At 47.5% G+C, this 14,751-nt stretch carries 15 protein-coding genes; 14 read left to right on the forward strand and 1 reads right to left on the reverse strand.

The window, feature by feature from the left end; genetic code table 11:
* Positions 1-156 precede the first annotated feature (156 nt).
* The 5 genes from HPY27_RS15120 (at position 157) to HPY27_RS15140 (ending at position 6,534) form a co-directional block, all read left to right on the forward strand.
* Positions 157-1,089, forward strand: coding sequence for a 3-hydroxyacyl-CoA dehydrogenase family protein (locus tag HPY27_RS15120; protein ID WP_174225358.1), 933 nt, complete (start codon positions 157-159; stop codon positions 1,087-1,089).
* A gap of 131 nt (positions 1,090-1,220) precedes the next feature.
* Entirely contained in the window at positions 1,221-3,203 is a 1,983-nt protein-coding gene (locus tag HPY27_RS15125) for a methyl-accepting chemotaxis protein (RefSeq protein WP_173623205.1), read from the forward strand.
* Positions 3,204-3,418: 215 nt separating this feature from the next.
* The gene (locus HPY27_RS15130; protein WP_017247302.1) at positions 3,419-5,398 is read left to right on the forward strand and encodes a methyl-accepting chemotaxis protein; all 1,980 of its coding nucleotides are present in this window, start codon (positions 3,419-3,421) and stop codon (positions 5,396-5,398) included.
* Between the two features lie 118 nt (positions 5,399-5,516).
* On the forward strand, positions 5,517-6,053 hold the full coding sequence (locus HPY27_RS15135; RefSeq protein WP_017247303.1) for a GNAT family N-acetyltransferase: 537 nt from the start codon (positions 5,517-5,519) through the stop codon (positions 6,051-6,053).
* Positions 6,054-6,192: 139 nt separating this feature from the next.
* Complete coding sequence (locus HPY27_RS15140) at positions 6,193-6,534, forward strand: GRAM domain-containing protein (protein ID WP_017247304.1); 342 nt, start codon at positions 6,193-6,195, stop codon at positions 6,532-6,534.
* Between the two features lie 61 nt (positions 6,535-6,595).
* Here the strand turns inward: HPY27_RS15140 and HPY27_RS15145 are convergent, their stop codons facing one another.
* A complete protein-coding gene (locus tag HPY27_RS15145; protein ID WP_017247305.1) occupies positions 6,596-6,865 on the reverse strand; it encodes a hypothetical protein in 270 nt (89 codons plus the stop codon).
* 168 nt (positions 6,866-7,033) lie between these two features.
* Between HPY27_RS15145 and HPY27_RS15150 the strand changes: the two genes are divergently transcribed.
* The 9 genes from HPY27_RS15150 (at position 7,034) to HPY27_RS15190 (ending at position 14,645) form a co-directional block, all read left to right on the forward strand.
* A complete protein-coding gene (locus HPY27_RS15150; RefSeq protein WP_017247306.1) occupies positions 7,034-7,255 on the forward strand; it encodes a hypothetical protein in 222 nt (73 codons plus the stop codon).
* A 37-nt stretch (positions 7,256-7,292) separates the two neighbouring features.
* Entirely contained in the window at positions 7,293-7,589 is a 297-nt protein-coding gene (locus HPY27_RS15155) for a hypothetical protein (protein ID WP_238144674.1), read from the forward strand.
* A 103-nt stretch (positions 7,590-7,692) separates the two neighbouring features.
* Complete coding sequence (locus tag HPY27_RS15160; RefSeq protein WP_017247308.1) at positions 7,693-8,394, forward strand: TerC family protein; 702 nt, start codon at positions 7,693-7,695, stop codon at positions 8,392-8,394.
* A 2-nt stretch (positions 8,395-8,396) separates the two neighbouring features.
* Positions 8,397-9,269, forward strand: coding sequence for a LysR family transcriptional regulator (locus tag HPY27_RS15165; protein ID WP_017247309.1), 873 nt, complete (start codon positions 8,397-8,399; stop codon positions 9,267-9,269).
* A gap of 182 nt (positions 9,270-9,451) precedes the next feature.
* Positions 9,452-10,519 carry an AbrB family transcriptional regulator gene (locus HPY27_RS15170; RefSeq protein WP_017247310.1) on the forward strand — a complete coding sequence of 356 codons (1,068 nt, stop codon included), beginning with the start codon at positions 9,452-9,454 and terminating at the stop codon, positions 10,517-10,519.
* A gap of 203 nt (positions 10,520-10,722) precedes the next feature.
* Complete coding sequence (locus HPY27_RS15175) at positions 10,723-11,757, forward strand: Bug family tripartite tricarboxylate transporter substrate binding protein (RefSeq protein ID WP_017247311.1); 1,035 nt, start codon at positions 10,723-10,725, stop codon at positions 11,755-11,757.
* Between the two features lie 81 nt (positions 11,758-11,838).
* The gene (locus tag HPY27_RS15180) at positions 11,839-12,300 is read left to right on the forward strand and encodes a tripartite tricarboxylate transporter TctB family protein (protein ID WP_017247312.1); all 462 of its coding nucleotides are present in this window, start codon (positions 11,839-11,841) and stop codon (positions 12,298-12,300) included.
* Between the two features lie 12 nt (positions 12,301-12,312).
* Positions 12,313-13,836, forward strand: coding sequence for a tripartite tricarboxylate transporter permease (locus HPY27_RS15185; RefSeq protein WP_174225359.1), 1,524 nt, complete (start codon positions 12,313-12,315; stop codon positions 13,834-13,836).
* Between the two features lie 23 nt (positions 13,837-13,859).
* Positions 13,860-14,645, forward strand: a complete 786-nt coding sequence (locus HPY27_RS15190) for a class I SAM-dependent methyltransferase (RefSeq protein ID WP_174225360.1) — start codon at positions 13,860-13,862, stop codon at positions 14,643-14,645.
* Positions 14,646-14,751: the final 106 nt, after the last annotated feature.

The raw sequence follows: 14,751 nt of genomic DNA on the forward strand, positions 1-14,751 counted from the left end.
ATATGTTGTTTAATGGTACAGAAATTTGACTTCCCCAGCAAGCGCCATAGGGATGAATTTCGGTAAAAGTAGTAGTAATTTGCTGGGCAGGAACTAGGTATTTGATCGTGGAAAGCTTTGTTAGTAAACCTATTTCACCCCTGGGAGGCTCGTTCTATGGAAAAGCATGCGGCTGTTATCGGATCAGGTGTTATGGGACATGGAATCGCGCAGCTATACGCATTGGCTGGATTTCGTGTTTCTCTTTACGATTTGCAGGAAGCGTTTTTGATGAAAGCAAGAGCTAGCATTGAGCACAGCCTTTCTCTTCTGGTTGCAGAGGGAGTGATTGCAGACCAGTCTAGAGTAACGGCGCTCGAGCATATCGTCCTGACCACGGATTTGCGAGCGGCAGTATCTGATGCAGAAATCATCACAGAAGCGGTACCAGAAGTCATCGAGCTAAAGTGGGAGCTGTTTGAAAAGCTGGAGCAATACGCGAGGCCAGATGCGATAATTGCTTCCAATACGTCTACGTTTTCCATTGCACGATTGATCGAAAAAGCAACGACGCCACAACGTTTTATCATTACACATTTTTTCAATCCAGCCCAATTGGTTCCGTTGGTTGAGGTAGTCAGGCACGAGAGCACGGCGCAGGAAGTGGTTCACAAGACGATGCAGCTGATGGAAGAGATCGGGAAGTCCCCAGTTTTGCTGAAAAAGGATGTACCGGGCTTTATCGCCAATCGGCTGCAAACAGCTTTGATGAGAGAAGCTTTTCACTTGCTTGCAGAGGGTGTGGCAGATGCAGCCCAGATCGATACGGTGATGAAGGATGGAATTGGCTATCGTTGGGCTTTTGTCGGGCCTATTGAGACGGCGGATTTTGGTGGACTCGATACGTGGAAGCGTGTGATGGATAACCTAGCGCCAGAGCTGGATGCTTCGACAAAAGCACCCGCCATTATTGAAGAAAGAGTAGCAGAAGGCAATCTCGGTACCAAGACCGGAGCAGGTATATACTCATATATGGATACGTCTGTCTCACAAAAGCTTCGTGTACGTGACGAACAGTTCATCCGCTTGGGGAATATGAAGCGCGGTTGAAGTGACTTACAGAAAAATACTTTATTCGTAAAAAATTCACTACATACTCATTCATTCCTAGCCGATATTAGATTGGGGTTATATCATGGAAAAAATTTCCCCAATACAACCTAGAAAGTAGTTGAGAATGAGTGAGAGTTCGCTTAATAAATTGGAGTAGAAGCTTTAAAACGAGGTTAATCGCATCCTTCCTGTTAATTCTGCTTGTTCCTACTATTGTCGTTGGAACACTGGCTTCCAATCAGGCGAAGCAGGAGATGGAAAAGGAGATCTTGAACAGCGCCAAAGAAAATGTCGGGCTGGTCAATTCGATTGTGACGAGTACGTTTAAACCCAAGCTGGATACTATTGAGTTTTTAGCAAAAACCATTAACAAAAGCATGTATCCAACCAAAGACAGTGCAGCGCTCGTTATGCCGCATCTGGATATTTACAGTGGAATGCTTCCGGACACGAATGGCGTAGGTTTGGGCACAGTGGACGGACAGTATTATCAATCCCCGAAGGTAACAGTTAAGGCTGGCTTTGATCCGCGAACGAGAGAATGGTACAAAAAAGCGATGGAAAATAAGGGGAAGGCTGTCATTACCGAGCCGTATGTCTCAGCAGCATCAGGCAAAGTCATCGTTACCATTTCTAAAACGACGGATGATGGATCAGGTGTAGTCGGCATTGTGATGGGCGTCGAGCAGATCAAAGGTCTGGCGGACATGGTCAGTATCGGAAGTGACGGGTACGTCATGATTTTGGACAGCAACAAGAAGTTCGTTGTTCATCCTGAAAAAGAGTCTGGTACTGTGGCTGAAGAGAGCTATTTTGAAAAAATGTATGAAGGTGCATCAGGTGACTTCCGTTACGACGAGCAAGGTAACGAACAAGAAGTGCACTACACGACGAATGAGTTGACTGGCTGGAAAATCGCTGGAAAGCTGGATCGTTCGGAGATACAAAACTCTGTACAGCCTATCTTTACCTTTACGTACGCGACAATCGCGATTTGCTTGATTGTAGGAGGGCTGATCGTAACCGTTGTTCTGCGTTCGCTTATCCGATCGATTCAAGCGGTCAAGGTACATGCAGTCAAAGTGAGTGAGGGCATACTGACGGAGCCTATCCAGGTTCGATCCAATGACGAGATTGGGGAGCTGGGCCGCGCGTTCAATACGATGCAAGACAACCTGCGCACGCTTATTTCAAATGTAGAGACAAGAGCAGAACAAGTGGCCGCTTCGTCTGAGCAATTAACCGCGAGTGCGCAGCAGACGAGCATCGCCACTGAGCATGTTGCCACAGCCGTGCAAGAAGTTGCTGGCAGCGTAGAGAAGCAAACGAATGGAATTGACCAAAACGTCCACTCTCTCCAAAATATATCAGACGGCGTAGCGCAAATTGTAGAGAGTGTGCATGGATTGACGGATATCGCTGAGCAAACAACTATTCACGCTGGTGAAGGCGGCGAATCGGTTCAGAAGGTGATGGGCCAGATGAACTCGATTCACGCATCTGTGGAACAGCTCAATCACATGGTCCATTCCCTTTCTGAACGCTCCAGAGACATTGTTGCCTTCTCCGAAGTGATCAGTGGAATTTCGCAGCAAACAAACCTGCTTGCACTGAATGCAGCGATCGAAGCGGCGCGGGCTGGCGAGCATGGCAAGGGGTTTGCGGTTGTAGCAACAGAGGTAAGATTGTTGGCAGAGCAATCGCAGGAATCGGCCAAGCAAATTTCCGACCTTATCGTAGAAATTCAACGCGATACGCAAGAATCCGTTGAGACTATGGAGAAAGTCAGACGCGATGTCTCGGAAGGCTTGCGGATTTCCAAAGGTACGATTGATAAATTCGAGGAAATTTTGACAAGCACGAAACAAACAAATCCTCGTATCGAGGAGGTCTCGTCGATCGCTCAACAAATCGTGGCAACTGTTGCGGAAGTGAAGGTAACAGCGAACGAGTTGGCGATGATTGCAAAAGGCAATGCTGAGACCGCAGAGGAAGTAGCCGCTTCTACAGAAGAGCAGCTCGCATCGATGCAAGAGGTCTCAGCCTCTGCCCAATCGCTGTCATCGTTGGCAGAAGAGCTAAATGCGATGATTAATAAATTTCGTTACTAAATAGTCAATCAATATCGACCGTCCTGTCTATCTACATAAGCAGGGCGGTTTTTCTATGGCCTCGGGGGCGGTATACTCCCCGCTTTTTTTATATCTATTACAGTTCTTTATATTTTTTACTTCATTAAGTTTCCTTCGTTACCGATATAAAAAATTAGGACTTCACCAACATGAATCGTTTATCCAAATACAACTTAGAAAGAAGATGAAATGAAGTGAAAGTTAACCTTAGGAATTGGTTCAGAAGCTATCGAACCAAACTTATCATCACATTTCTCTTGATTCTGCTAGTCCCTTCCCTTGTCGTGGGAAGCTTGGCTTACCATCAAGCGAAACAAGAAATTGAAAGACAGATCATGGATAGCGCCAACGAAAACGTCGATTTGGTCAACTTCATCGTCAGCAATACGTTTGAGGGCAAAAAGAAGGATGCTGACTATTTGGCAAAAGATATCACACCTAGCGTGAAATCAGCGGATGTTCAAGAAGAAATCATGCATCATTTGGAGATGTATATGGGTATGCATGTGGAAGCGTCCAGTATCAGTCTGGGAACGGTTGACGGACAGTACTTCCGCGCTCCCAAGCAAGAAGTACAGGCAGGGTTTGATCCGCGTACGAGAGACTGGTACAAAAGAGCGATGGAAAACAAAGGGACTGTCGTCGTGACAGAGCCCTATATTTCGGCGGTATCAGGTGAGGTTTTAGTAGCGGTAGCAAGAACGACGGAGGATGGTGCAGGGGTTATCTGCATTACCGTTGGGATTGAACAGATCAAACAACTGGCAAACTCAGTCAGCATCGGTTCTGATGGAGATGTCATCGTAGTGGACAGCAATAAGAAGTATGTCGTCCATCCGGAAAATCAGGCAGGAACGCTGGCACAAGAAAGTTATTACGATAACATGTATCAAGCAGAAACAGGTAAATTCAATTACGAGGAGCAAAGCATCCCGAAACAGATTTACTATGTGACGAATCCGGCTACTGGTTGGAAAATTGCCGGGTCGATGTACCTGTCTGAGGTTGAGGATGCTGCACAGCCGATTTTCGCGCAAACGTTTTGGACGATTACGATCTGCTTGGTGCTGGGAGGACTCATTGTAGCAGCTGTACTGCGTTCCCTTCTCCAGTCCATCCAGGAAGTGAAGATACATGCAGTCAGAGTGAGCCAAGGTATTTTAACTGACCCGATTAAAGTACGGTCAAACGACGAAATTGGTGAGCTGGGCCATGCTTTTAACACGATGCAGGATAACCTGCGCGCGCTCATTTCCGATGTCGAGGCCAGAGCGGAGCAAGTAGCAGCGTCTTCGGAGCAATTGACTGCGAGTGCGCAGCAGACGAGCATTGCAACCGAGCTTGTAACGACTGCTGTTCAGGAAGTAGCTGGCAGCGCGGAACAACAAACGAGCGGAATCGACCAAAATGTTCGCTCATTGCATGACATTTCGGAAGGGGTCACACGGATTGTTGACAGTGTCAATGTGTTGTCGGATACTGCTCAGCAAACAACGGTTCAGGCAGAAGAAGGTGGCAACTTTGTCGCTCAAGTCATGAGTCAGATGAAGTCGATTCATGAATCGGTAGAGCAGTCGGATCGCATGACCAAATCGCTCTATGATCGTTCGAAAGAAATCGGCACGATCTCGGATGTCATCAGCGGAATTGCCCAGCAGACGAATTTGCTGGCATTGAATGCTGCGATTGAAGCGGCGCGGGCTGGTGAGCATGGCAAAGGCTTTGCCGTTGTTGCTACAGAGGTGCGCCTGTTGGCTGAGCAATCACAACTGTCGGCCAAGCAAATTTCTGAATTGATCACAGAGATTCAGCGGGAGACTAAGCAATCCGTCGACAACATGGAAAAAGTCAGACTGGATGTTGCAGAAGGCTTGAACGTTTCGGAGGAGACGATTCACAAGTTTGAAGGCATCATGGAAAGCACCAGACTGACCAATCCACATATCGCAGAGGTCTCCTTGATCGCACAGCAAATCTTGGCTGCTGTTCAGGAAGTAACCGCGACAGCCAATGTGCTCGTCACCATTGCGAAAAGCAATGCCGAAACGGCCGAGGAAGTAGCAGCTTCTACCGAGGAGCAGCTCGCCTCCATGCAAGAGATCTCATCCTCCGCTCAATCCTTGTCGTCATTGGCGGAAGAGCTGAAAGTATTGATCAATAAGTTTACCTATTAATCTGTATCCCTAAACAAACAAAGCGCCCTGTCTCTAGGCATACGAGCAGGGCGCTTCGCTGTATAGATGTGATAACATATGGGCAACACAAGCGATATGGATTTAGGAGATGGGAACGATGAACATGAGGATCAGAATAGAACAGGTAGATGATTATTCCGTTACGGAACAGGTCGTAAAAAGTGCATTCGCGAATGCGGAGTTCAGCGATCACAAAGAACATGAATTGGTGTCTCGCATCAGAAAATCTGATGCATTCATCCCCGCGTTATCTCTAGTCGCGATTGATGAAGAAAATCAAGAAATCGTTGGACATATACTTTTGTCGAAAATCTCCATTCGCAATGACAATCAGAGCATAGAGTCACTTGCACTTGCCCCAGTGTCAGTCCTGCCTGATTATCAAAGCAAAGGAATCGGAAAGAAATTAATTCTCGAAGCCCTTCAAAAAGCAAAAGAACGGGGATACCAATCTGTTGTTGTTCTCGGGCATTCCGAATATTACCCAAAGTTTGGCTTCCAAAAAGCTTCGCACTGGGGAATAAAAGCACCTTTCGACGTACCGGATGAGGTATTTATGGCTTTGGAACTGCAAGAAAATGCATTGGCTCAAGTCTCGGGCGTTGTTGAATACTCCAGTGCTTTTTTTGAATAGGTAGGGAGAGTTAATGAAAAGAAACGCAGTAGATTGGTGAAGCCATCTATTATGTTTCTTTATTCCTAATTATGGTAATATGAAGTGCCTACCAATTCGAGAAAAAACGGAATCGTATGTCGGAGGGGAAAAGGAAGAAATGGAACTCAGGCGAAACGAATCGATCGTGCTAGAGAATATACCAGCATACCTATTCAGAAGAATGGAAGGAGGAGGTGGGAGGTTAACGATTACGAGTGAAAGACTTTATTTTCAACCACACAGTCTCAATATTCAAGCACAACCTCTCGAAATAAACTTGAAGGATATGGCGGCAGTTGAAAAGCGGAATACGCTGTTCGTGATCCCAAACGGAATGAAAATCAAGATGCATAACGGACAAGAGCATAAATTTGTTGTATGGAAGCGAGCGGAGATCATCGGCATGATTCAGGATACAAAAATGAAGCAAAAAATGACGGTGATCATTAAGACGAGGTAAGCTATCCGTTCAATGAAAATCGCCTGCCACAAGCAATGCTGCGCAAGGCGATTCCCACATCTTACAAGTCCTTTGCAATGTGCGGTTTGCTATAATGACTGGTACCCCCACCGCCAACCAATACTCTTCCACCTTGTCTGAAGATGAGCAATTTCCTAGATCCATTTGAAAGCAGTACAGTGATTTTTGCCCGATTCGCTGTTGCAATATATATAACGTAACCACTTCTGGAGATTACTGTACGCCAGTTGCGATCGAATTCAGAGCGCAGAACCCGATTGGAGTACACTTGGCTTTCCACGCGTCTCGCAGTGATTCTTTTCTTTTTCATCGAGTCTCAACACCTCCTGTCAATCTATCCTATTCAGGGGGGAGAAAAAGGAATGGACAAGAGTTGTAGGCGATTTTACTATTTTCGTTGCAACAACACAGGAAGCGTTCTATGATAACACCAAGGACGGTATCCATTATAAGAGCCGTAAAAAAGGAGTGAAAGACAATGGCAAAAAGCGCAGCACGCAAGCAACGGGAAAAGCTGGCCCGTGAAGGCAAAAGAAATCCGGATCTCAACAGAAGCATTTTCGCTTTTGCTGACATGAGACAGCGGACGACGAAGACCAGAGCAGAAAAACTGAATCAACAGAAGCACAAAAGGTCGTTATCCTACCAAAGTGATGATGGCCTTTTTTATTTGCGTGCGAAGCTTGCTGCAATCGTTTAACATAAAGTCATCCCGTACCAAAGTGAGGCATGACATCATGAATAATACCATTCATCCCGAATGCGCGAGAGCCATTCAACAACTCCTCCAGCTGAAGGACCCAAAACGCGAAGACTTTTTGGCTCTGAAAACATACGGAAATGATCGCTATTCCGCAATGGGCTGGGAGGAGCTACAGACGTATATCAATGAAAAGACCGTCATCATTGTCGAGCAGTTTGAAAATGAACAAAATATTATGTCTGCCTTGCGCTGGGTAGCGAGAGGATTGCCAGTTTGGCTAGCGATTCGAAAAGTGCGAGCGGATTATTCTGTGTATGGATACAAGAAGTAGCCTGTCTTTTTAAAAAAATATATGCAAATAATAGAAATAATACTGCGCTAACGAAAAGATAGGTCTATTATTGTCAGTATCAGCAACATTGGAGGGAGACATCATGACAGAATACTTACTTAGCTTACTACAAATCATTATGATCAACCTGGTCCTGAGCGGAGACAATGCAGTCGTTATTGCTCTTGCCTGTCGGAACCTGAATCCAGAGCTACAGAAAAAAGCCACCTTTTGGGGGAGCTTCGGTGCAATCGGATTGCGGATCATTCTTACCTTCATTGCCATCTGGCTGTTGAAAATCCCGTTTGTCCAAGTCGTCGGAGGGCTTTTGCTCATCTGGATTGCGGTCAAGCTGTTAAAGGGTGAAGATGAGGACAGTCACATTGGTGGCGGAGCTAGTTTTGTTGAGGCACTTAAAACCATTATTTTTGCCGATCTGATTATGAGTCTGGACAATGTCATTGCCGTAGCGGGAGCAGCGAACGGGAACCTGGTTTTGGTCATCATCGGTCTTACCATCAGCATTCCACTCATCATTTGGGGAAGCCAGTTGCTGATGAAGCTGATGAACCGTTATCCGATCATCGTATTATTAGGGGCGGCTTTGCTTGGATATACAGCAGGAGAAATGATTGTAGGAGACAAAGCAGTTGGCAGCTTCCTAGAAGGGGTAATGCCTTCGTTGCATATGATTTTGCCGGTAGCATTGGCACTTCTGGTGATCGTGATTGGAAACTATTTGAAACGGAAGGAGAAAAATGTGATAAATAAAGAAGTGACAAATAATCATGCGGAGACACTATAGCCATGGAATATCGCGATTGGTACATTCTCCAAACCTTGTACCAGGAACAAAACATTACAAAAACAGCCGAAAGCTTGTATTTGTCCCAGCCTGCGCTGACCAAACGACTGCGGCAGATTGAAAAAGAATTTGGCGTACAGATCGTGCAACGGGGGAGTAGAGGCGTCCATTTCACTCCGCAAGGCGAGTACTTGGCCAAATGCGCGGATGAAATGCTGCTCAGACTGCGCAATATCAAGGAGCATGTCTTGAACATGGGAGACGAGGTCAATGGTACGCTCCGGTTGGGGGTTTCCAACTATTTTGCACGGTACAAGCTCCCGATGATCTTGAAAAAGTTCAAGGAAGTCTATCCAAACGTCGAGTACAAGGTAGTTACCGGATGGAGCAAAGACGTCTACAAGTCCGTGTATAATCAGGACGTGCACGTAGGCTTCGTCCGAGGAAGCTACAACTGGTCCGACCAAAAGTACTTGCTGTTCGAGGAATCGGTCTATGTCGTTTCCACGGAACCCCTTCATATCGACGACCTGCCCAGCCTGCCGCGAATCGACTATGAGACCGATCCGATGCTGCGGGCGTTAGTGGACGACTGGTGGACCGAACGATTTTCCCAACCACCGCTGATCGGCATGGAGGTCGACAAGGCGGATACATGCAGTGAAATGGTAGCAAACGGTTTGGGGTACGCCATCCTTCCACGAGCCGTGCTGAATGGCAAAGACGATCTGCACATGATTGAGCTGACCAGCGCAGAGGGGGAGCCGATCAAGCGAAGTACCTGGATGTTTTATCATGCCGACTCAATGGACTTGCAAATGGTCAAGGCATTTGTACGCTTCATGGAGCAGGGTGAGATATCATTCATCGATTAAGCTGGGAAAAAGGAACTGCTGGGAACTCTCGACTCGGGAGCCAGCAGTTTTTTATTATTCATACAAGGAATCGCCAACGATAACCATTTTGTATTTTTGCTGCGAGCACAATTGTTTTACACTAGGTGTACCCCCACCCTAGAAGCTTCATACAACGTCGGAGAGTAGGAGAGGGAACGCTTATGCTGCTACGTATTCTGTTTACATTGCTGCTCGGATCACTGGGAGGCTGGCTGTTTGCTACCATCCACAGCCCACTTCCTTGGCTGCTCGGAGCGCTAGTCACCACCGTTATCTGTAATATGCTTGGGGTCAAAAATCTTTGGATTCCCCGTTGGTTTCGTCAAGCAGGATTGACAGTGATTGGGATCACCCTTGGTCTGCGAATGACACCTGAAATCGTCGAGACGATGACAGGGCACATCGGTTTGATGCTCATCACCACGATCTTGACCATCTTGATCAGTTTGGTGAACGCTTGGATATTTTATAAGGTCTGCCGAGTAGACGGAATAACGGCGATCTTCAGCAATATTCCCGGCGGATTATCGGAAATGGTGTCGGTGGGGCAAACGGCGGGAGGAAATCAACAAGTCATCACGATTTTCCACTCGATCCGTGCGATCAGCGTCGTGCTTTGTACCCCTTATCTTGTGACATTTCTACCTACCCATGCTGCCATACAGACGGCTACTACAGAACACACGCTGGGGATTGGGCAGACAGTCATGCTTCTTGTGGTTGGTGTCATTGGAGCATTGATTGCGTCACGCTGTTATATACCCGCTCCGTTCTTGCTAGGTGCCTTGCTCGTGACCGCTTTGATTTCGATGAATACATCGCTTGTGGGAGAGAGTCCTGCGTTGCCAAGCATCCTGGTCCAAGGGGCGCAAATATTCATCGGGGTCAGCATCGGTCTTGGCTTCAAACGAGAGGACATCGCCAAAAACCGCCGATTCTTTCTGTTCGGTCTCATGCATTCCCTGTTCTTGTTCGTTATGGTGATCGTGATTGCTATCGGCATTTCTTACGTGACTGCTACCGATATCGTGACGGCCATTTTGGCTACGGTGCCAGGTGGACTCGCCGAAATGAGCTTGACTGCCTTGGCGACAGGAGCCGATCCGCTCTTAGTAACGGCGTTTCATCTGTTTCGTGTGGTTCTTGTACTCACGTTGTTTTCCTTTGGTGCTCGTGCATGGACGAACCGCCACAGCAGGATAAAACAGCCAAAGGAGACCAGCGCCTGACGCAGTTTTTACAGTCGAATCAATGGCAAGGCCTGTACGTTCCCTAATCGGAAACGGCAGGTCTTTTTGGCGTGAAAAAAATGAAAATAATCATAAATATGGTGTTTATCCAAATTATCTGAACAAACTAGGAAGCGTTTTCATCGAATGCTATGATCTCCTTAACTTATTTGAAAACGCTATCAATCGAGGGGGTTATAAAGATGAAAAAATCAAACAAATGGACAAAATGGACCGGAGTACTCCTCACTACGGCAATGGCACTAAGCCTCGCAGCCTGTGGAGGCGGCGGTGGGCAGACGGCATCCACTGGAGGAGCTTCTACCTATCCAGAAAAACCAATCTCGGTTATCGCTCCGTCGGGGGCAGGCGGCGGCTTGGATAAAACAGCGCGTTCCCTTGCAAAGGTGATGTCAGCAACGAAGCTGGTAGACAAGACGATCTCCGTCGAAAACAAGCCAGGTGGCGGACAGGCAGTTGGCTTGGCTGATTTCGTGACGCAGGACAAGAAGAACAACTATAAGCTCCTGCTTCCCTCTACACCAATCGTCATCAACAATGTGAAAAAAGAAGGAAACAGCCCGCATTCCTACAATGATATGACTCCGCTGGCACAATTGACGAAAGATTACGGCGCGATCGTAGTAGCAGCCGATTCTCCATACAAGGATCTGAAATCGTTAATGGATGCAATCAAAGCGGATCCAACCAAAGTAACGGTTGCAGGCGGTTCTGCTCCTGGCTCGCTTGATCACTTGACCTTTTTGATGCCAGCTGTAAAAGCGGGAATTGATCCGAAATCTGTGAAATACATTTCCTACGATGGCGGCGGAGAAGCGATCGCATCTCTCTTGGGTGGCAATGCTGACGTACTGGCTACAGATGTATCCGGTTCGGGTGAATACTTGAAATCCGGCAAAGTAAGAATCTTGGGTGTTTCATCCCCTGAGCGTTTGAAAGGTATGTTCAAGGACATCCCGACGTACAAAGAATCCGGTTATGACACGGAGCTGATCAACTGGCGCGGTGTATTTGGACCAAAAGACATGACGCCAGATGCTGTTGCTTACTGGGAGCAAAAATTGAAAGCGATGACAGAGACTCCTGAGTGGAAAGCAGAGCTGGAAGCAAACGGCTGGGACGATGGCTACAAAAACGGCGCAGACTTCAAGAGCTACCTGGGTGAGCAAGAAAAAATGTTCAAGGAAATCTTGGGCTTGCTCGGAATGGCGAAATAAAAAGGTTTGATGGGGGATGGAGAAGGAGCGATTCTTCTCCTCCTTCATTCTGGATTCTTGTACGAACAGGAGGGAACATGCGTGAGCAAAACATTTGACCGCTTCGCCAGTCTGGCTTTTCTCGTGTTAGGCGTAGCATTTGTGGTCGGGAGTCAAAACATTTCGGCGAGCGCTTACGGCAGCAATGTCGGACCAAACATTTTTCCGATGGGACTCGGAAGTCTTCTGATCCTGCTCAGCCTGCGATTATTTTATGAAACGTTCAAATACAAGCAAGAGGGCGAGAAAGAGAAGCAAAAGCTCGATTACAAACGGTTCCTCATCATTCTTGTCGCGGCATTATTCTACGTATTGCTTTTAGAGGAAATCGGCTACGTGATCAGTACCTTCCTTTTCCTTTTGGTTGGATTCCAGACGATGCAAAAAGGAAAATGGCTCAATAGCGTGATCATTTCCGGTGCGTTTTCATTCGGTGTCTACTTGTTGTACGTGGAAGTTCTCGATGGCACGTTGCCCGGTTTACCAACATGGTTAGGCTTGTAGGAGGTGGATGAAATGGGTGCGATTGATTATTTGCTGGACGGATTTGCCACTGCCCTGCAATGGCAAAATATTATCTTTGCGTTTGTCGGCGTCTTGATCGGGACAGTAGTCGGGGTATTACCAGGGATTGGGCCAATCAGTGGCGTGGCCTTGTTGATTCCAGTGACAGCTTCGTTGACGAGTGGACTGCCGCCAGAAGCAGCGGCGACCAGCGCCATTATTTTGCTGGCAGGGGTTTACTACGGAGCGATGTACGGCGGCTCTACCACTTCGATTTTGTTGAATACACCTGGTGAGTCATCTTCTGTTGTTACTGTACTGGACGGATACCCGATGGCCAAGCAGGGAAGAGCGGGAGTTGCTCTCTCCATCGCTGCGATTGGTTCGTTTTTTGCCGGGCTTGTCTCGCTTGTCGGTCTGGTATTTTTGGCAGAGCCACTCTCTGAAGTAGCGCTCAAGCTCAGTCCAGCAGATGAGTTTTCGCTGATGATCTTGGGGTTGTGTGCACTGAGCGGGTTGGCAGGCAAGTCCGTCACGAAAGCATTGATGATGACGGCTTTCGGCTTATTGATCGCGACGATCGGGCTGGACAATGTATCTGGCGTGGCGCGTTTTACCTTTGATATGCCAGAGCTTTATTCCGGTTTGGAATTCTTGACGATTGCCGTTGGGGTATTTGCACTCGGGGAAGTGTTCAAGACGATCCTCGAACGTGATATCAATGAGGGGGAGATCGCCAAAATCTCCCGAATTTTACCGACTAAGCAAGACCTGAAGGAAAGTGCCGGACCGATTCTCCGCGGATCGCTGGTTGGATTCTTTAAAGGTATTGTTCCTGGTTCTGGTGCAACACTGGCATCCTTCCTTGCCTATTTGTTGGAAAAGAAAATCAGTAAAACGCCTGAAAAATTTGGCAAAGGGGCAATCGCTGGGGTAGCGGCTCCAGAGTCGGCGAATAATGCAGCATCTGGCGGGGCGATGATTCCACTGCTGACCTTGGGGATTCCGGGTACAGGGACGACAGCGGTATTGATGGGTGCATTGATTATGTACAACGTGCAGCCAGGTCCGCTCTTGTTTGAAGATCATCCGAGCATCGCTTGGGGCTTAATTGCCAGCATGTTCATCGGAAACGTGATGCTCTTGATCCTCAATATGCCGCTCGTAAAGGTGTTTGCGAAGCTGATTGAGACACCGCCTAAATATTTGATCCCGATGATCGTTGCCATTTCCGTGTTTGGTGTATACGCAGTCCGTGTCTCCGTATTTGATCTAGTCTTGCTGCTCCTCTGTGGACTCGTGGGTTACTTTTTGGCGAAAAACGATTTCCCAATGGCTCCACTCGTTCTTGGCTTGGTCTTGGGTCCGATGATTGAAAACAATTTGCGACGCGCGTTGACGACGTCCAATGGTGATTTTTCTATCTTTATTCAAAAGCCAGTATCGCTGGTGTTTCTGATCATTGCGGTTCTATGGATCACCGTTCCCTTGATCATGAAAATGAGAGGGAAGAAAGTAATCGTGAACGAAGAATAGAAGAATAGGGGAGGGCGATTCTCATGCGCGATGACAAAAAGATCAAAGAGGAAGTCAGACAGCAGTTCGGTGCGAATGCCGAAAAGTATGTGAATAGCCAGACGCATGCTACGGGAGAGGATCTCGCTCTCCTGAAGCCTTGGCTGAATCCTTCGCCTGATTGGGTATTTCTCGATGTGGCAACGGGTGGCGGTCATCTTACCAAGGCAATCGCTCCACATGTCGGTCAAGTTTTTGCGACCGATTTGACGCAGCCGATGCTCGCAGCGGCGCGAAACCATCTGAAATCTCACGCAAGCAATGTCTTTTATGTAGTTGCGGATGCGGAAGCACTTCCGTTTTTGAGTGAAACCTTTGATGCAGTCGGGTGCAGAATCGCGGCTCATCACTTCCCGAACCCAGAGGCGTTTGTAAAAGAAGTGGCCCGTGTCCTAAAGCCGGGTGGAAAATTTGTGCTGATCGACAATATCGCAGCAGAGGATGAAAAGCTCGATCAATTTGTGAATACGCTGGAAAAACTTCGAGATCACAGTCATGTACGAAGCTACTCACGGTCCGAATGGTTAGCATGGATAGAGCAAGAGGGACTGGTGGAGAGTCATTCGCGCATCCGTAAAAAGACGTTCCCGTATGCGACTTGGGTCAGACGTACGACTGAGACTGAGGAGCAGGTTGAGCAAGTAACCGCGCATATCACAAGCGCCGATGAAGAAATCCAAGCCTACTTCGCAGTTGAAAAAGAAGGAGAGCAAGTCGTTTCCATCCAAGTGGATGAGTGGATGGCGTTGTTTGAGAAGAAACCAGAATGATCAGGACGATGCTTCTAAGCTGGTCCCCGCTTACAATCAAGCGGGGGCTTGTTCTTTTTTGTATGGGTACCTAAGTAACGATTCGTAATGATAAGGGGGCTTTCAA

Source organism: Brevibacillus sp. HB1.1, from assembly GCF_013332445.1.
In the GTDB taxonomy this organism is placed as follows: domain Bacteria; phylum Bacillota; class Bacilli; order Brevibacillales; family Brevibacillaceae; genus Brevibacillus; species Brevibacillus porteri.